At 75.4% G+C, this 17,657-nt stretch carries 13 protein-coding genes; 9 read left to right on the top strand and 4 right to left on the bottom strand.

Annotated features, from left to right (window positions below; genetic code table 11):
* Positions 1 to 149 precede the first annotated feature (149 nt).
* On the bottom strand, positions 150 to 827 hold the full coding sequence (locus HNR21_RS18125) for an ACT domain-containing protein (protein ID WP_182706114.1): 678 nt from the start codon (positions 825 to 827) through the stop codon (positions 150 to 152).
* A gap of 262 nt (positions 828 to 1,089) precedes the next feature.
* Here HNR21_RS18125 and HNR21_RS18120 point away from each other — a divergent pair, with 262 nt between their 5' ends.
* Genes HNR21_RS18120 through HNR21_RS18095 form a run of 6 tightly spaced genes read left to right on the top strand, consistent with a single transcriptional unit; the run spans position 1,090 to position 11,393 of the window.
* A complete protein-coding gene (locus HNR21_RS18120; RefSeq protein ID WP_312881087.1) occupies positions 1,090 to 1,812 on the top strand; it encodes a nucleotide exchange factor GrpE in 723 nt (240 codons plus the stop codon).
* 7 nt (positions 1,813 to 1,819) lie between these two features.
* Positions 1,820 to 3,403 carry an Hsp70 family protein gene (locus HNR21_RS18115; RefSeq protein WP_119731059.1) on the top strand — a complete coding sequence of 528 codons (1,584 nt, stop codon included), beginning with the start codon at positions 1,820 to 1,822 and terminating at the stop codon, positions 3,401 to 3,403.
* Between the two features lie 13 nt (positions 3,404 to 3,416).
* Positions 3,417 to 6,011 carry a SaeA-related protein gene (locus HNR21_RS18110; RefSeq protein WP_119731060.1) on the top strand — a complete coding sequence of 865 codons (2,595 nt, stop codon included), beginning with the start codon at positions 3,417 to 3,419 and terminating at the stop codon, positions 6,009 to 6,011.
* A gap of 5 nt (positions 6,012 to 6,016) precedes the next feature.
* The gene (locus HNR21_RS18105) at positions 6,017 to 7,291 is read left to right on the top strand and encodes a GTPase (RefSeq protein WP_312881086.1); all 1,275 of its coding nucleotides are present in this window, start codon (positions 6,017 to 6,019) and stop codon (positions 7,289 to 7,291) included.
* A 3-nt stretch (positions 7,292 to 7,294) separates the two neighbouring features.
* Positions 7,295 to 9,637 carry a GAP1-N2 domain-containing protein gene (locus HNR21_RS18100; RefSeq protein ID WP_182706112.1) on the top strand — a complete coding sequence of 781 codons (2,343 nt, stop codon included), beginning with the start codon at positions 7,295 to 7,297 and terminating at the stop codon, positions 9,635 to 9,637.
* 4 nt (positions 9,638 to 9,641) lie between these two features.
* Positions 9,642 to 11,393, top strand: a complete 1,752-nt coding sequence (locus tag HNR21_RS18095; RefSeq protein ID WP_182706111.1) for a TRAFAC clade GTPase domain-containing protein — start codon at positions 9,642 to 9,644, stop codon at positions 11,391 to 11,393.
* Between the two features lie 10 nt (positions 11,394 to 11,403).
* Here the strand turns inward: HNR21_RS18095 and HNR21_RS18090 are convergent, their stop codons facing one another.
* Entirely contained in the window at positions 11,404 to 11,994 is a 591-nt protein-coding gene (locus HNR21_RS18090) for a TetR/AcrR family transcriptional regulator (protein WP_119731064.1), read from the bottom strand.
* 94 nt (positions 11,995 to 12,088) lie between these two features.
* On the opposite strand from HNR21_RS18090, the gene HNR21_RS18085 reads away from it, so the two are divergent.
* The gene (locus HNR21_RS18085; protein WP_182706110.1) at positions 12,089 to 13,069 is read left to right on the top strand and encodes a phosphotriesterase family protein; all 981 of its coding nucleotides are present in this window, start codon (positions 12,089 to 12,091) and stop codon (positions 13,067 to 13,069) included.
* Here HNR21_RS18085 and HNR21_RS18080 read toward each other — a convergent pair.
* The gene (locus tag HNR21_RS18080) at positions 13,059 to 14,144 is read right to left on the bottom strand and encodes a DNA glycosylase AlkZ-like family protein (protein WP_182706109.1); all 1,086 of its coding nucleotides are present in this window, start codon (positions 14,142 to 14,144) and stop codon (positions 13,059 to 13,061) included. The genes HNR21_RS18085 and HNR21_RS18080 overlap by 11 nt on opposite strands.
* A gap of 65 nt (positions 14,145 to 14,209) precedes the next feature.
* The gene (locus HNR21_RS18075; protein WP_182706108.1) at positions 14,210 to 14,689 is read right to left on the bottom strand and encodes an Lrp/AsnC family transcriptional regulator; all 480 of its coding nucleotides are present in this window, start codon (positions 14,687 to 14,689) and stop codon (positions 14,210 to 14,212) included.
* A gap of 121 nt (positions 14,690 to 14,810) precedes the next feature.
* Here HNR21_RS18075 and HNR21_RS18070 point away from each other — a divergent pair, with 121 nt between their 5' ends.
* Both HNR21_RS18070 and HNR21_RS18065 read left to right on the top strand, forming a co-directional pair.
* Positions 14,811 to 15,284: a DUF2000 domain-containing protein gene (locus HNR21_RS18070; protein ID WP_119731067.1), complete on the top strand. Its 474-nt coding sequence runs from the start codon at positions 14,811 to 14,813 to the stop codon at positions 15,282 to 15,284.
* Positions 15,285 to 15,378: 94 nt separating this feature from the next.
* Positions 15,379 to 17,646 (top strand): FdhF/YdeP family oxidoreductase, encoded by a 2,268-nt coding sequence (locus HNR21_RS18065; protein WP_182706107.1) that lies wholly within the window; start codon positions 15,379 to 15,381, stop codon positions 17,644 to 17,646.
* Positions 17,647 to 17,657 lie beyond the last annotated feature (11 nt).

The raw sequence follows: 17,657 nt of genomic DNA, 5'->3' as shown, positions 1-17,657 counted from the left end.
GCAGCGAGGCTACTGTCCGGGATCGCGGACCGGAAATGGCCCTTGGTACGGCCGCGCCGCCGCACCAAGGGCCATGTCGAGAATGTAGACGTCCGAAGCTCCCCGGCGGTTTCCTCCCCGTTACGTCATTTCGCTCCGCAGGATCCCGTTCAGCCGCCGTTCCCGGCGACCGCGGGATCGGCCGGCTCCGCCATCGCCCGCAGCCTGGCCCCCAGCACCGCCTCGGCGGCGCCGACCAGCTGGGCCAGCCGGAGCACCTCGGTGCGGTGGAACGGCGGCGCCCCGGTCCGCGCCACCAGCAGCGCCAGCTCCCCGCCGCCGATCGGCACCACCGCGTACCGGGTGCCGTCCTCGGCGGTGAACCCGCGCGGCCGCAGCGGCTCCAGCGGCGGCACGTCGATCCCGCCGAGCACCCCGAGGCTGGTGTGCACCAGCACGGCGTCGTCCTCGCCCTCGACCCGCAGCAGCCCCGCCCAGTCGGCGCTCAGCATGGCCGGCACCGCGTCGGTCAGGATCGCCAGGCCGTCGCTCTCCCGGGCGGCGGCCAGCTGGCCGATCAGCGCGGCGTCCTGGTTGGTCCCCGGCGGCTCCACGGTCGGCCAGATGCCGACGATGTCCACCCCCGGCACCGAGGACAGCCCCTCGCACAGCCGGTCGATGCCGGCGCCGGCCGGCCAGGCCACCGTGAAGTCGTCCATGGCCCGGCCGCTGTCACGTTCCAAGACGGCCATCTGGACCACGTCGGCGCCCGCCGCCCCCAGAATCCGGGCCACCTTCCCCAGTGAGCCCGGCCGGTCCGGCAGCCGCACCCTGATCCGCAACAACATCGGCACCTCCTTGCCCCCAGCCTGCGCATGCCCGGTTTCCATCGTGTTACCTCGCCGTTTCCGTGTCGAGAAGCATCGGGTGAAATCGAATTCACCGTCCCATCCCCGCCTCCCGCCCACGGATCGGCGGCACGCCCGGGCGCACGGCATGCCGCCGGCACCCTCCCGGTCAACGTTTCCCCAGGAAAAGGGCCGCCTTCGGAGTGAGAACGCAAACCGCGGGTCTATCGCCGCAAGTAACGGCTCGTTAATGTTGCTGCACGTGTCGAGTGCCCAGGACCATCCCGCCGGTTCCGCCGGCGACGACCGCGTCGCGCCCGGCCGGAACACGAGCCCCGAGCCGCCCCAGCCGCCCCCCGAGGGCAGGCCGCGCGGCGAGCCCGCCGTGCCGCCCGCCGAGGCGGATCCGGACCGGCAGGCGCCCGCGCGGGTGGCCGCCGAGCTGGCCCGGCTGGCGGCGGCGGTCGAGCGCGAGCACGAGCGCGCCGCGCACCGGGAGGCCGTGATCGACCGCCTCCACCAGGACGTCCAGACGCTGCGGCGCGGCGAGTTGCACGCGATGTTCGACCCGGTGCGGGCGGTGCTGTTCCGGCTGCACGACCTGACCGCCCGCGAGGCGCGCCGGTGGGCCGAGGACCCGCCCGACCCGGCGCACGCCGCCGCGCTGCTGGCCGCGGTCAGCGACGAGATCGCCGAGGCGCTGGCCCGCACCGGGGCCGAGCGCTTCGCCACCCGGCCCGGCGACCGCTACGACCCGGCCCGGCACCGGCCGGTCGGCACCGAGCCGGTCGCCGACCCCGCGCTGGACGGCACGGTCGTCGGCGTGTGCGCGGACGGCTTCGAACGGGCCGGCCGGGTGGTCCGCAAGGCCGAGGTGCGGGTGGGCCGGCACCGCGCCCCGGACGCCGACGGCGACGGCGACGGCGGCGACGACCCCGCGGCCCGCTCCGTCCCGCTTCCCCGATCAAGCAGTTCGAACAGGTGAGCTGAACATGGCTGTGTATGGGATCGACCTGGGAACCACCTACTCCTGCATCGCGTCCATCGACGAGGTCGGGCGTCCCACGGTCCTGCGCAACATCGAGGGCACCGACACCACCCCCTCGGTGGTCTACTTCGAGACCAGCGACAACGTGATCGTCGGCCAGACCGCCAAGGACACCGCGGTGCTGGAGCCCGACAACGTGGTGAGCCTGATCAAGCGGGACATGGGCCGTGACATCACCTACCCGATCCACGAGTTCGGCTACACGCCCGAGGAGCTGAGCGCGTTCATCCTGCTCAAGCTGGCCACCGACGCGCGCACCACCACCGGGGAGGACGCCCGGGACGTGGTGATCACGGTGCCGGCCTACTTCGGCGCGGCCGAGCGGGACGCCACCCGCAAGGCGGGCCGGATCGCCGGGCTGAACGTGATCGACATCATCTCCGAGCCGATCGCCGCGGCCATCACCTACGGGGTGCTCAACCCCGAGAACGACCGCACGATCCTGGTGTACGACCTGGGCGGCGGCACGTTCGACACCACGGTGATCGCGCTGCGCGGCGGGCACATCGAGGTGGTGTGCACCGACGGCGACCACGAGCTGGGCGGGGCGGACTGGGACGCGCGGATCGTGGAGTACCTGGCCGAGCGGTTCCGCGAGGAGCACCCCGACGCCGGGGACCCGCTGGACGACAAGCAGACCGAGCAGCAGCTGCGCCGCGACGCCGAGGACGCCAAGAAGGCGCTGACCACCCGCACCAGCCACACCGTGCGGGTGATGCACGGCGGGCGGGCGGCGGCGGTCGAGCTGACCCGGGAGAAGTTCGAGGAGATCACCAAGGACCTGCTGGACCGCACCATCGAGATCACCGGCCGGACCCTGGCCACCGCCGCCGACAAGGGCGTGACCGACTACGACGACCTGGTGCTGGTGGGCGGGTCCACCAAGATGCCCGCGGTGGCCGCCCGGCTGCAGACCGAGCTGGGGCTGACCCCCCGGCTGCAGGACCCGGATCTGGCGGTGGCCAAGGGCGCGGCGCTGTACGCGTTCGAGGAGACCTACCGGCGGCTGCTGGCGGCCGGGGCCACCGAGCAGGCCGAGGAGATGGCGGCCAGGGCGGGCCTGTCGGCCGAGCAGCAGCGGCAGATCGCCGGCCGGCAGATCAAGACGGTGGCCTCGCACGCCTTCGGGATCGTGGTGATGGACCGGGAGAGCGAGACCGAGCACGTGGCGCATCTGGTGCACGCCAACGACGAGCTGCCGGCCTCGCACACCGAGGACTTCTTCACCGTCTACGACGACCAGACCGCCGCCGACGTGCGGGTGATGGAGCAGGCCGGCAGCGTGGAGTCGCCGGACCTGATGGACAACACCGAGATCGCCACCGGGGTGATCAAGATCCCGCCGGGCAAGAAGGCCGGCTGGCCGGTCGAGGTGACCTTCGAGCTGGACGCCTCCGGGCTGCTGCACGTGACCGCGGTGGAGAAGGAGACCGGCGAGCGGCTGGAGCTGAAGGTCGACGTCGGCGGCATGTCCGAGGAGGAGGTCGAGCGTTCCCGCGCCGCCCTGTCCCGGGTGCAGGTGAGCTGAGCGAACCCGGGCCATGAGCACCTCGTTCGACGAGGAGTACAAGCGGGACGTGCTGGAGCCGGCCCGGGCGGCCGGCGACCAGCCGCCCGAGGACCTGCGGCTGCGCTACCGGCTGGAGGACCCGCTGGCGCCCGCTCGGGTGGCCGAGCGGGTCCGGCAGGTGCGGCAGTGCTGGCGGCGGTGCCGGGGGCAGCTGAAGTACCGCAAGCTGATCGACCGGCTGGAGGCCGAGCACCGGGAGCTGGCGCCGCTGTTCGCCGCCGCCGAGCGGGGCGACCTGGGGCCGCTGAACGAGCGGCTGCGCGGCGGGGCCGAGCGGGACGCCCGGCGGCTGGCCGACGCGCGGGCACGGCTGGCCGACGCGGCGGGCGCCCTGCGGGCGGTGACGCCGGGCGAGCTGGAGGAGCTGGCGCGGGCCGCCGGGGTCGGCCGGGCGGAGCTGGAGCGGGCGGCCGCCGCCGAGCGGATCACGGTCCGCGAACCGGACCGGCTGCCGTCCTCCCCGCCGTACGCCGGGTACCGCAAGGTCCGCGAGGCGCTGGACGTGCTGGGGCACCGGCATCTGGCGGAGTTCCTGTTCGGGGAGGCGCCGGCCGGTCCGATGCGGGTGCTCGGCGGGTTCGCCGCGCCCGGGGTGCCCGCCGGGCCGCGGACGCTGCCGGAGGCGGTGCGGGCGGCCTCGCAGCGCTGGGCCCGGCGCACCCGTGACAGCAGCACCACCCACGCGGGCACGGTGCTGGCGGCCCTGCGGTCCGCCCCGCCGGACGACCTGATCTGCTACGACGTGGTGGCCCGGCTGCGGGAACGGCATCGGCAGCGGGCGTCGGAGCAGGCGCTGCTGCGGCACGCGGTCGAGGAGCTGGGGATCGATCCGGCCGACGCGCGCCGGCTGGTGTTCGCGGTGCTGCGCGAGGGCGGCCCCGGCGGCGGCCCGGCCGACCGGCTGCGGGCGCTGCTGGACGCGGGCGAGGTGTACGCGGCGGCGGTGCTGGCCGACGCCCTCGACGAGGCGGGCGAGGAGGACGACGAGGCGGAGCTGCTGGCCGACGAGGCGCGGCGGCGGGTCGCGGCGGCGGTCCGGCTGCGCGACGCCGCCGCCGGGCAGACCGACCCCGACCGGGCCTGGGTGATGCTGGCCGACGCGCTGGAGCTGGTCCGCGACCTGCCGGGGGCGCCGGACCTGCAGCGGCGGCTGCCGCCCCATCCGGTGCCCCGGGTGACCGCCGCCGCCGAGGACACCGGGGTGCGGATCTCCTGGGCGCCCAGCCCGTCCACGGTCGGCGAGATCGGCTACGAGGTGGTGCGGCAGCGGGGCCGGGCGCCCGAGGGCCCCGGCGACGGCGACCCGATCCCGGCCGGGGAGAGCGGCGCGGTGGACCCGCGGCCCCCGGTGAACGTGCCGCTGTACTACGGCGTGGCCGCCCGGCGCGGGAACGCCGCCGCGCCGATCGCCTGCTGCGGGCCGGTGGTGGTGCGGCCCGAGCCGCAGGCGGTGGAGCTGGTGGCCGGGGACGGCGCGGTGACCGGCCGCTGGCAGGTCCCGCCGGGCGCGGCGCGGGTCCAGGTCACCCGCGACGGGAGCCTCGTTCCGGCGGAACGGGACGGCTTCCGGGAGGAGGTGCCCAACGGGGTCGCCCACCACTACCTGATCTCCGCCGTCTACGTGGACGCCGAGGGCCGGGAGGTGGTCACGCCGGGGGTCGCGGTGACGGTGACGCCGCAGGCCCCGCCGCAGCCGGTGCACGACCTGGCGATCGAGACCGACCCGGCCGACCCGCATCGGGTGCTGGCCTCCTTCGGCCAGCCCGCCACCGGCACCGTCGAGTTCGTGCTGCTGGAGGAGCCGCCGCCGTGGCCGCCGGGGACGCTGCTGCCGGTCGCGGAGGTCCGCACGGCCGCCCGCCGGGTGCCGGACACCCCCACCTCCCGGGGCCTGGCGCTGCGGCCGGGCGGCGGGGGCTGGCTGCTGGCCGTCACGGTGGCCGGGCAGACCGCGGCGATCGGCGCGTGCCACCGCCATGTGAACCTGCCTCCCCCGGCCGGTCTGGTGGCCGAACGCCGGGGCGGGGAGCTGCACGTCGGGTTCGACTGGCCGGAGGGGGTGACGGAGGTGGAGGTCACCGTGCGGGACGGCACGGACGAACGGCGCACGGTCCTCAGCCGCGCCGCCTACGAGGCGGGCGGCGGCGTCCGCCTGCCCGTACCGCCGGACCGGGCGGTCACGGTGGCGGTGGCGGCGGCCGGGATGCGGCAGGGGCGGCGGCTGGTCGGCCCCGCCGTGGAGACGGCCGTCGCGGCCCGCGCCCGCGTCCGCTACGACCTGGAGCGCTCGGGGCCGCCGTGGCGGCGTTCGCTGACGGTCCGGCTGACCGCGCCGCAGCCGGTACGGGTGGCGCGGCTGGCGCTGGTCCGCCGTCCCGGGACGGTGATGCCGCAGCGCCCCGGCGACGGAGAGGAGCTCGGATCATGGGAGGCGGTGCCGGTGCCCGGAGAGGTGTCGGTGCCCGCGCCCGCCGGGACGGGGCCATACTGGCTTCGCTGTTTCGCCGACGACGACGCCATCGAGCTGGTCGACCCCCCGGTCCGCCGCCTCGAGCACAAGAGGTGACCCACGTGGGCAGCCAGTCACGCATCTCCGCCAGGATCGCCCTGCCCGGGCTGCGGGCCGACGACGAGGTCTGCTGCCCGTACTGCTTCGAGCGGGTGCCGCGCCAGCGGATCGCGTTCCGCTGCATGGGGCGGGCCGGGCGCGGGCAGGGCTGCGATCCGGTGCTGGACGAGGAGCTGGCCGCCTACACCGGGTCGGCGGCGGGCGCGTCGCTGCCGCCGGTGTTCGAGGCCCCGGGACGCGGCGGCCGGGCCGACTGCCCGCGCTGCGGGCGGACCACCGGCCGGCGGGTGTGCCCGCACTGCCACAATCCGCTGCCTCCGGCCTACTGCGAGTCCCCCGGCCGGATCGTGGCGCTGGTGGGGGCCAAGAACGCCGGCAAGAGCACCTACATCGCGGTGCTGCTGCACGAGCTGATGAACCGGGTCGGCACCGAGCTGGACGCCTCCCTGGTGGCCTGCGACGACCGCACCATCGACCGGTACAAGCGGGACTTCGCCCGGCCGCTGTACGACGAGCACCGGCTGCTGCCGACCACGGCCAGCGCCGCCACCGCCCCCCGCGAGCCGCTGGTGTACCTGCTGACCCGGACCCGGCCGGCACGGCGGGCGGGGCGGCGGCTGGGGGCGCGGCTGCCGCTGGGCCGGGAGCGGACCGAGTCGCTGGCGCTGGTGCTGTTCGACACCGCGGGCGAGGACCTGCGCAGCCGGGACGTGCGGGACCTGCATCTGCGGTATCTGGAGGCGGCCGACGCGATCGTCTTCCTGGTGGATCCGCTGGAGCTGCCCGGCGCCCGGGCGATGGTCCGCGACGAGGCGCCGCCGCCCCCGCGGACCGATCCGGACAGCGAGCCGATCAACGTGATCGCCCGGGTCACCGAGGCGCTGCGGCAGCGCCGCGGGCTGCGGCCGGGCGAGCGGCTGCCGGTGCCGGTGGCGGTGGCGCTGACCAAGATCGACGCCCTGCTGCCCGCCCCGGCCGGGCAGTCGCCGCTGCACCGTTCCCGGCCGTCGCGGGGGGCGCTGGACCTGGACGACCGGGAGGCGGTGGACGCGCAGGTGCGGGGCCTGCTGCACGACTGGGAGGCGGGGCAGCTCGACGTGTACCTGCGCCAGCAGTACGCCGAGTACGCCCTGTTCGGGGTGTCGGCGCTGGGCGGGATGCCCAGCCGGGGCCGGGTCGGCGCCGGCGGGGTGCGGCCGCACCGGGTGGAGGACCCGCTGCTGTGGCTGCTGTACCGGTTCGGGATGCTGGACGGAACGCGCGGGAACGAGGTCTGAGGCGTGGCCTGGCAGCTGCACTACACGTCGGCGGCGAGCGGGCCGACCGGGCGTTCGGGGTTCCAGTTCGTGGCCGAGACCCCCGGCCTGCCGCCGCAGGCCCGGTCGGCGGTCACCCCGCTGCTGGCGTACCGGCCGCCGCCGGACGCGCCGCTGTCGCCGGACGACGAGGAGCTGGCGGCGTTCCCGGTGGCGCTGGCCTACGAGCGGGCGGGCGGCCGGGCGGTGCTGGTGCGGTCCCGCTACCTGGGGCAGGACTACTCGGGCCGGTACGGCAACTTCTTCGCGCACGCGGTGGTGGCCGAGGCCGACGAGCTGGAGGGCCTGCGGCCGATCGAGCTGTGGGGGGCGGGTTTCTGGGCGGACCGGCCCGCCGAGGGGGACCTGGCGGAGCTGGAGGAGCTGGATCCGGGCGAGGGCGTCTCCCCCGAGGCGCTGGCGGACCGGCTGGCCGGGGAGGGCTCCTACCGGCTGCTGGTCGCCCTGGTGGACGCGGCGGTGGCGGCGCTGGACCGGGGGCACGGCCGGGTGGTGCTGGTCGGCGCGGACGTCGAGCCGATCGTGCGGTGGATCGCGGTGCTGTCGTACTCGCTGCCGGTGGCCGCCGCGGCCCGGCTGTCGTTCACCACCTACAGCGCCGACCCCGGCGGGGCGCCGCAGCGGGTGGTGGGGACGACCCCGGACGTGTGGGCGGCGGCGCACCGCGACGAGCCCGCCTTCTTCGTCGACAAGGCCGACAAGGCCAGTGACGACGGCGAGGGCAGCCGGTTCGCCCGGACGGTGGCGGCGTGCTGGCGGGACCACGACTTCGCCGGGCTGGACGCGCTCGGCGAGCTGGTGGCCGTGCAACTGGCCGACGACGACCGGCTCGCCGGGACGGAGGACCTGCCGCTGGCGCGGGTGCTGGACCGGGCGGCGGCGCTGCTGGCGCTGTGCCGGGGCGCCGACCCGGTCCCGGCGGAGGAGGAGGCCGCCGCGGCGGACCTGCTCACCCGGTTCGGGGCTCAGGTGCCCGAATGGGTGTGGGCGGAGCTGGTCCCGGCGCTGCCGGGCGTGGGTTTCGACCTGGCGCTGGCGATGCACCGGTGGGCGCGGCGGGTGGCGGCGGCCGAGGTCGCCGACCGGTGCGCGGCCCGCTGCGTCATCCTGGCGCTGGAGGACCCGTCCCTCGGCGACCGGCTGCACGAGGTCAGGCCCTCCCCCGACGCCGCGCGGCGGCTGGCCCCCGAGGTGGCCGGAGCGCTGGACCGGGCGGCGACCCTGACCGTGGCCGGGCGGCTGGTGGCGCTGGCGGCGCGGACGGGCGTGGACCTGCCCGCCGAGACGGTCCGCTCCGTGGCGGCCCGCTGCGCCCGCACCGCGGTGGACGATCTGCCTGGCGCGCTGGACGGCGTCCCAGCCCAGTGGCGCGAACGCATCGTCGAGGGCGCCGTCGCCGGGCTGGCCGAAGCCGGGCCGGACGAGCTGCCGCGGCTGCTGACCGACGAGGTCTGCGACCTGCTGCAGGCCCGGGACTGGTCGGCGGCGCCCGCCGTGGGGCTGCGCGTGCTGGGGTCGGTGGGCCGCCGCCACCGGGACCGCCGCGTGGACGTCACCGGGGCGCTGCTGCGGCTGGAAGGGGTGGAGCCCGGCGACGTGGACCGGGTGCTCGGCGAGGTGTGGGCGGTGCAGGCGAGCGCCGCCGAGTGCGCGGCGCTGCTGGAGGCGTTCGACGAGGCGGTGCCGTCCCGTCCGGCGCTGGCGGCCCTGCCGTCGCGGGCGTTCCGGCAGGCGGCGCTGGAGGGCGACGCCGCGCTGGAGGACCCGGCGCTGCTGCGGATGGCCGGGCAGGTGCTGGCGGCGTTCCCCGAGGACCATGCGGCGTTCTGCGACGCCTCGGTGCTGCTGGAGTACAACAGGGCCGTCGGGGCGATGCAGGCCGACGCGGCGGCGGCCGGGCTGGACGCCGTGCACGCGGCGGAGGGGGCGACGGCGGAGGTGCGGGACGGCGTGTTCACCGAGGCGGCCGACCGGCTGGCCCGGCGGGACGCGCGGTTCCGCGCGGCGCTGCTGGCCGCGGCGTCCGCCCCGGTGCGCGCCCGGCTGGCGGAACGCTGGACCCGTCCCCGCGCCCGGGGCCTGCTGGGCCGGTCCGGGCTGGGCGCGGGCCGCCGGCACGAACTGGTCGAGGTGGTGCTGCGGATGCGGCTGGCCGGGGTGCGCGAGCCCCGGCTGGAGTCGTGGGCGCGGGCGGCGGCCGGCGGCCGGCTGGCGACCCGGCGGCTGGACGGATACCTGGCCGACCCGGCGCTGCGGACCGAGCTGCGCCGGCTGATCGGCGACGACCCGGCCGGGCGGGAGGGCTGAGCCGATGCCCGCGATCTGGGTGCTGCTGCTCCTCGTGGCCTGGGCGGCGCTCGCGATCGTCTTCCCGGTGGTGTTCGCGGTGACGCTGACGGCGGCCACCGGTGCGGCGCTGGGGTTCGCGTACCTGCAGGCGTGGCGGACCCTGACCCCGACGACCGCGAAGGGCCCCTCGCCGGTCCCGGTGCCCCCGGTCGCCTACCGGCACTACCTGCTGGAGCAGGTGTGGCGGGACTGGTGGGCGGTGGCCCAGACGGCGGTCCCGTGGGCGTGGCGGACGGGCCGCACGGCGATGACGCGGGTGACGCGGACGCTGCTGGGCGGGCTGTGGGGGTTCTTCCTGCTGCCGCTGTGGCTGGCGCTGTACCTGGGCGTGGCGGTGGCGGTGCTGCCCGCCACGGTCATCGGGATGCTGCTGACGGCCTGCTACGGGCTGGTGGTGGCGCTGGGGCTGGCCGGGTGGCTGGTCTGCGTCGGGGTGCTGTGGCTGGTCGAGCGGGCGTTCATGGCCTACGGGCGGATCCTGCAGACCTGCCCGCACCCGTTCTGCTACGAGAAGATCGCGCTGCCGGTGTACGAGTGCCCCGGCTGCGGCACCCGGCACCGGCGGCTGACGCCGGGCACGGCGGGGGCGTTCCGGCACGTGTGCCGGTGCGGGGCGCGGCTGCCGACCACGATCCCGCTGGGCCGCTACCGGCTGACCGCGTACTGCCCGCACTGCCACGGGCGGCTGCCGGAGCGGATCGGGCGGGTGCGGGTGGAGCCGCTGCCGTTCGTGGGCGGCCCGGCGGCGGGCAAGACCACGTTCATGTTCCTGGCGATCCGGGCGCTGCACGCGCGGGCGCTGGCGGCGCACGGCAGGCTGGCGTTCGTGGACCGGCTGCACGCGCAGGCGTACGCGAGCGCGGTGCGGGAGTTCGAGCGCGGGGGGCGGCTGGCCAAGACGGGGCCGGAGCTGCCGCTGGCGACGATGGTGGACGTGGAGCTGCCGGGCCGCAGGCACCGCATCCTGTACCTGTTCGACCCGGCCGGGGAGCACTTCACCGGGGCCACCGAGGTCGAGTCGCTGCGCTACCTGGACCACGGGGAGGCGCTGCTGTTCGTGGTGGACCCGTTCGCGCTCCCGGCGGTGCGGCGGGCGCTCACCGAGGAGGAGCTGGCCGCGGCGGAACGGGCGGCGCCGTCCTCGGAGGAGGACCCGGCCGACACGCTGCAGCGGGTGCTGAACGAGCTGCGCACCCGGCCGGACCGGGGCCGCCAGCGGCGGGTCGCGGTGGTGGTGACCAAGACCGACCTGCTGCGCGGCACGATGGTCGGCCGGTCGATCGGCCGGTCGCCGGCCGCCGGGGACGCCCCCGAGGAGGCCCCCGGCGCGGCGGTGCGCCGCTGGCTGGAGGAGGTGGGCCTGGGCAACGTGATCCGGGCCCTGGACCAGCTCGCGGGCGAGGTGCGCTACTTCGGCTCGGGCCTGGACACCGCCCCGTCCGAGGTGGCGGATCTGCTCGGCTGGGTGACCGGGCTGCCGGTGGACGGGCGGCGGCCCGAGCCCGCCGGGCCCGTCCCCGCCGGGGAGCTGCCCGGCGCCGCGCCGCTGCGGGACCCCTGGCCGGTCCGGGGCCGCGAGAACGCCCGGATCCCCGCCGCCTACCAGGCGGGCCGGTGGTCGGCGCTGGCCGGGCTGGCGGTGCTCGGGGCGGCCGGGCTCACCGCGCTGGCCATCGGCGCCGTGCAGGGCGTCCGGGCACTGCCCTGGACGTGACCCGCGGGCCTCAGGAGGGCCGCAGGCCGGCCAGGATCAGGTCGGCGACCTCCTCGGCGAACGCGGCGGCGGGCTTGCGGCCGTCCGCGCGGTACCACCGGGGCATCTCGTTGACCATCCCGAAGACCACCAGGGTCACCGTCTCGGCCGGGGCGACCTTCGCGAACACCCCCTCGCGCTGGCCGCGTTCGACGACCTCGCGGAAGGCGACGTGGTAGCGGCGGCGGTCGGCGCGGACGGCGGCCAGCCGGTCGGGGTCCAGCCGGTGCATCTCGCGGGCGAACACCTGGGCCTCGTCGATGTGCTCGGCGGTGGAGGTCACCAGCTCCCGGATCACCGCCCGCACGGTGGCGGCCGGGTCCAGTCCCGCGGCCAGGATCCGTTCCAGGTCGGCCAGCTGCCGCCCGATCAGCGAGCGGTAGATCTCGTGCAGCAGGTCCTGCTTGGAGTCGAAGTAGTGGTACAGGCCGCCCTTGGTGACCTGGGCGGCCTCGACGATCTGCTGCACCGAGACGCCGTCGAAGCCGTGCTCGGCGAACAGCCGCACCGCGGCGGCCAGCAGCCGGCGTTCCACCGGGGAGGTACGCGCCCCACCGGTCATCGCGCCTCTTTCCGCCTCGGTGTTCCCGTTCCGCCCCGACTCCCCTAAGTTTGCCAGATACCGACCGGTCGGTATCCGAGGAGGGGAGAACGCCGTGGCCGTCGTGGAGACCGTGCGGGGCGCCGTCGACGTGGCCGAGCTGGGCCGCACCTACATGCACGAGCACGTGTTCGTGCTGTCCACCGAGCACGTCCAGAACCACGGGCACGGGGCCTGGTGGGACGAGGAGGAGCGGATCGCCGACGCGGTGGCCAAGCTGCGGGGGCTGGTCGAGGACGGCGTCACCACGATCGCCGACCCCACGGTGTGGGGGCTGGGCCGCTACATCCCCCGGATCCGGCGGATCGCCGAGCAGGTGCCGGAGCTGAACATCATCGTGGCGACCGGCCTGTACACCTATGACAAGCTGCCGTTCCAGCTCGACTTCCTCGGGCCGGGCACGCTGTTCGGCGGGCCGGACCCGATGGTGGAGATGTTCGTCCGGGACATCACCGAGGGCATCGCCGACACCGGGGTCAAGGCCGCGTTCCTGAAGTGCTGCGTGGAGGAGCCGGGGCTCACCCCGGGCGTCTCGCGGGTGCTGCACGCGGTGGCCGCCGCGCACCGCGAGACCGGCGCCCCGATCACGGTGCACACCTCGGCGTCCGCGCAGACCGGGCGGATCGCGGTCGAGGTGCTCGGCAAGGAGGGCGTGGACCTGTCCAAGGTGGTCATCGGGCACGCCGGGGACAGCAACGACCTGGACTACCTGATGGAGCTGGCCGACACCGGCGCGATCCTGGGGATGGACCGGTTCGGGCTGGACGCCTACAACCCGACCGCCCGGCGGGTGGCGACGGTGGCGGCGCTGTGCGAGCGCGGGTACGCCGACCGGATGGTGCTCAGCCACGACGCGAACTGCTTCACGGACTGGTTCGGTCCCGACCCCGAGCAGTTGCGCGGCGTCGCCGCCCCGAACTGGCACTACCGGCACATCGGCGCCGACGTGCTGCCCGCGCTGCGCGAGGCGGGCGTCACCGACGCCCACCTCGACCAGATGCTGGTGACCAACCCGCGCCGCTACTTCACCCGTTAGCCCACATCACGCGGACGTCGGCCGCCCCGCGCGCCTCGGCGAGCCGGGCGGCCTCGGCGTCGGCGTCGCCGCGGATCCGTTCCCCGGGTTCGGTGTACGGAGTGATCGTCACCTCCAGGCGGCGTCCGGCCGTCCGGGCGCGCCAGGTCCCGGCGATCTCCCCGTCGGCGAGCAGGACCCCGGGGCGGCCCAGCGTGCGCCACACCTCCTTCTGCCGGGCCTTGTCGGGCACCAGCAGGTCCCGGTCGCCGGTCTGCAGGTACGGGTCGTAGGCGGACAGCAGCCGGACGCCGCGCGGCGGAGCGGCGGCCGTCAGCGCGTCCACCCGGTCGGCGGGCAGCAGCCGCGTCCGGCCCTCGACCCGTACCTCGGCGAGGCCGTCCGGCCAGGCCGGGCCGAGCGCCGTGGCCGTCGTGCCGAAGAACCTGGCGACGTCGGCCTTGGTCGCCGGTCCCAGCAGCCGCAGGTAGGCGCGGATCAGGCCGTCGGTGCCGTGCGCCTTGTCCGGGACGGCGGGGACCTCCTCGACCGGCCCGAGCATCGTGGTCCGCCCGCCCGGCAGCAGCCGCACCCCGGCGAAGATCCCCACCTGCTGGAACAACTGCCCCGACACGTGCTCGGCCGCGCAGGTCGGGCAGTAGTAGCTGAACTCCGGCGGCAGCGCGTCGCTGACCGCCCGGCTGATCTGCCCCTTGGTCATCGGCCCGGTCACGACGTCCCGCATCGCCTGAGCCGCCATCGCGAACGCCTCGATCCCCCGCGGCGCGACCTCCTTGAGCTGGGCGCTGCGCATGCGGGCGGTGGCGTCGGCGTCGCTCAGCGGCCACAGCGCCCCCGCCAGCGCGGCCAGATCCGACCGGCGGTGCAGGTGCGGCGCGCCCCGCACGCTCCAGATCACCGCCGTGGAGTCCGCGGGCGGCGACCAGCGCCGCGCGACCGTCCCGACCACCGCGGTCCCCGGCGGCGTGTCCTGGAACCCCAGGTCGAGGGCGTTGCGCCCGTCCGCCGTCTCGTCGGTCAGCCCGTGTTCGGCCAGCCGGTACGCCAGGACCCGGCTCCGGTCCACCTCGATCATGGTCACCTCCGTTCCCGATCCTGGCCGGTGTACCTGTCATCCGCTGTCAGTCATCGCCGGGTCAGTCATCGCCGGCCGCGCCCGGCGGGCGGCGCCAGCGCCTCGACGGCGTTCTTGCGCAGGTGCTCGTACACGATCGAGGTCCGCACGTCGGCGATGTTGGGGAAGCGGGAGACGTGGTCGACGACGAAGTCCCGCAGATGCCCGGTGTCGCGCACGGCGACCTGGACGATGAAGTCGTCGCCGCCGGAGACCACGAACACCGCGACCGTCTCCGGCAGCCGGCCGATGTAGGTGCGGAAGCCCTCCACCGCCTCCCGGGTCTTGGGCTGCAGCCGCACGTTGACCAGCGCCTGCAGCGGGCGGCCCAGCTCGGCCAGGTCGACGGCGGCGTGGAAGCCGGTGATCACCCCGCGGTTGCGCAGCGAGCGGACCCGTTCCAGGCAGGTGGAGGGGGCGATGCCCAGCCGCTCGGCCAGTTCCCGGTTGGTCTGCCTGCCGTCGGCCTGCAACGCCTGCACGATCGCCGCATCAAGTTCGTCCACGAGCCCCTCCGGTCATGCCGCACCGAATTATCTTCGGAATCAGCCTATTCGAGTTGAGTTTAGTGCGCGGTTTGGTCGACTCTCATGTCGTTGATTCGGACTTCGCCTTCGGGAGGTTCCTGTGACCGTCTCCGCGCCCGCCTGGCTGGGCACCCTCGAACGCCGTCCCGACCTGCCGACCGGGCGGCTGCCCGTCAAGTGGGTGATCGTGGCCGACCGCGAGCTGCCCCGCGGGCTGCAGGCCAACGCCGCCGCCTGCCTGGCCGCCGCGATGGGCCGGGCCGCCCCGGAGCTGGTCGGCGACGGCGGCCCGGACGCCTCCGGCGGCGTCCACACCGGGCTGCCGTGGACCGGCTGCACCGTGCTGGCCGCGACCGCGCCGATCCTGCGGGTGGTGCGGGCCGCCGCGCTGGAGGAGCCCGACCTGCTGGTCGCCGACATGTGCTCGATCGCCCAGCGGGCCCGGGTGTACTCCGACTACCTGGCCGAGCTGGCCCGCACCGCGGACGAGGACCTGACCTACTACGCGATCAGCGTCGCCGGCCCCCGCGCCCTCGTCGACCGGCTCACCGGACGGTTCCCACTGCTGCGCTGAACCGTGCCGGCTCTCGTTGAACGGAACCGATCTTGGCCGCCGGGCGGGCCGGGAGCACAATGAGGGCGGACCACGGAACGCGGGGATGTGAGCGATGAGCCGGCGTGCGCCGATCGACGACCCGGGCGATGCCGCGCCGAAGGTGTCGCCGCCCAAGGAGTACGCGGCGGGGATGCCCGGCGTGACCACCGCGCTGCGCCACTCGTGGGAGCAGATGGGGGCGCGCCGGACCGCGCTGACGCTGCTGCGGGTCAACCAGAAGCAGGGGTTCGACTGCCCCGGCTGCGCCTGGCCGGAGGGCGACCACCGGCATGCGGCCGAGTTCTGCGAGAACGGGGCCAAGGCGGTGGCCGAGGAGGCCACCGTCCGCCGGGTCACCCGGGAGTTCTTCGCCCGCCATCCGATCAGCGAGCTGGCCGGGCGTTCGGACCACTGGCTCGGGCAGCAGGGCCGGCTCACCGAGCCGATGCTCAAGCGGGAGGGCGCCGACCACTACGAGCCGGTGGGCTGGGACGAGGCGCTGGCGATCCTGGCCGAGGAGCTGACCGCGCTGGACTCCCCGGACGAGGCCGCGTTCTACACCTCGGGGCGGACCAGCAACGAGGCGGCGTTCGTCTACCAGCTCCTGGCCCGCGCGTTCGGCACCAACAACCTGCCGGACTGCTCCAACATGTGCCACGAGTCGTCCGGCTCGGCGCTCAGCGAGACCCTCGGCGTCGGCAAGGGGTCGGTGCTGCTGGAGGACCTGCACAAGGCCGACCTGATCTTCGTCGTCGGGCAGAACCCCGGCACCAACCACCCCCGGATGCTGTCGGCGCTGGAGCGGGCCAAGAAGGGCGGCGCCCGGATCGTCGCGGTCAACCCGCTGCCGGAGGCGGGCCTGCTGCGGTTCAGGAACCCGCAGCGCCCCTCGGGGCTGGCCGGGCGCGGCACCCCGCTGGCCGACCGGTTCCTGCAGATCAGGCTGAACGGCGACCTGGCGCTGTTCCAGGCGCTCAACCGGCTGCTGCTGGACCGCGGCGCGATCGACCGGCGGTTCCTCGACGCGCACACCGTGGGCCTGGAGGAGCTGGTCAAGCATCTGGAACGGCTCGACTGGGACGCCGTGCTGGAGGCCACCGGGCTGACCCGCGAGCAGATCGAGGCCACCGCCGACGACGTGACGCGGGCCGAGCGGATCATCGTGTGCTGGGCGATGGGCCTGACCCAGCACCGCAACTCGGTCCCCACCATCCGCGAGGTCGTCAACTTCCTGCTGCTGCGCGGCAACATCGGCAGGCCGGGCGCGGGCGTGTGCCCGGTCCGCGGCCACTCCAACGTGCAGGGCGACCGGACGATGGGGATCGTGGAGCGGCCCTCGGCCGCGTTCCTGGACGCGCTGGCCGCCGAGTTCGGCTTCGAGCCGCCGCGCGAGCACGGCCTGGACACCGTCCGCGCCATCGAGGCGATGCGGGACGGAAAGGTCAAGGTGTTCCTCGGGATGGGCGGCAACTTCGTGCGCGCCACCCCCGACTCGGCGGTCACCGAGGCGGCGATGCGGTCGTGCCGGCTGACCGCGCACGTGTCCACCAAGCTCAACCGCTCGCACACGGTCACCGGGCGGCGCGCGCTGATCCTGCCGACGCTCGGCCGCACCGAACGGGACGTGCAGGAGTCCGGGCCGCAGTTCGTGTCGGTCGAGGACTCGATGGGCATGGTGCACGCCTCGCGCGGCCGGCTCGCCCCGGCGTCGGAGCACCTGCTGTCGGAGGTCGCGATCGTGTGCCGGCTGGGCCGGGCGCTCGGGCTGACCGGCTTCGACTGGGCGGGCATGGAACGCGACTACGACGTGATCCGCAACCACATCTCCCGGGTCGTCCCCGGCTTCGAGGACTTCAACCGGCGGATCCGCGAGCCCGGCGGGTTCGTCCTGCCGCACGCGCCGCGCGACCGCCGCGAGTTCCCCACCCTGGTCGGCAGGGCCCGCCTGACGGTGAACGAACTGGAGGTGCTGCGGGTCCCGCCGGGGCGGCTGCTGCTGCAGACGGTCCGCAGCCACGACCAGTTCAACACCACCGTCTACGGGCTGGACGACCGGTACCGGGGGGTGCGCGGCGGACGGCGGGTGGTGTTCGTGCACCCCGACGACCTGGCCGCGCTGGGGATCGCCGACGGGACCGTGGTCGACCTGGTGGGCGAGTGGCGCGACGGGGTGGAACGGCGCGCCCCGGGCTTCCGCACCGTGGCCTATCCGACGGCGCGCGGCTGCGCGGCGGCGTACTTCCCGGAGACGAACGTCCTGGTGCCGCTGGACAGCACCGCGGAGATCAGCAACACGCCGACGTCCAAGTCGATCGTGATACGGCTCGAACCGGCGGGCTGACGGCTTTACGG

The organism is Thermomonospora cellulosilytica (assembly GCF_014138835.1).
Taxonomy (GTDB): Bacteria; Actinomycetota; Actinomycetes; order Streptosporangiales; family Streptosporangiaceae; genus Thermomonospora; species Thermomonospora amylolytica.
Note: the sequence above shows the minus strand (reverse complement) of the source record. Positions and strands in the feature narration are given on the sequence as shown.

Excerpts from the sequence above, each read along its gene's own strand:
- HNR21_RS18090 (WP_119731064.1), bottom strand. The coding sequence starts at position 11,994 with ATGACCGGTGGGGCGCGTACCTCCCCGGTGGAACGCCGGCTGCTGGCC.
- HNR21_RS18065 (WP_182706107.1), top strand. The coding sequence starts at position 15,379 with ATGAGCCGGCGTGCGCCGATCGACGACCCGGGCGATGCCGCGCCGAAG.
- HNR21_RS18095 (WP_182706111.1), top strand. The coding sequence starts at position 9,642 with ATGCCCGCGATCTGGGTGCTGCTGCTCCTCGTGGCCTGGGCGGCGCTC.
- HNR21_RS18125 (WP_182706114.1), bottom strand. The coding sequence starts at position 827 with ATGTTGTTGCGGATCAGGGTGCGGCTGCCGGACCGGCCGGGCTCACTG.
- HNR21_RS18080 (WP_182706109.1), bottom strand. The coding sequence starts at position 14,144 with ATGATCGAGGTGGACCGGAGCCGGGTCCTGGCGTACCGGCTGGCCGAA.
- HNR21_RS18110 (WP_119731060.1), top strand. The coding sequence starts at position 3,417 with ATGAGCACCTCGTTCGACGAGGAGTACAAGCGGGACGTGCTGGAGCCG.
- HNR21_RS18115 (WP_119731059.1), top strand. The coding sequence starts at position 1,820 with ATGGCTGTGTATGGGATCGACCTGGGAACCACCTACTCCTGCATCGCG.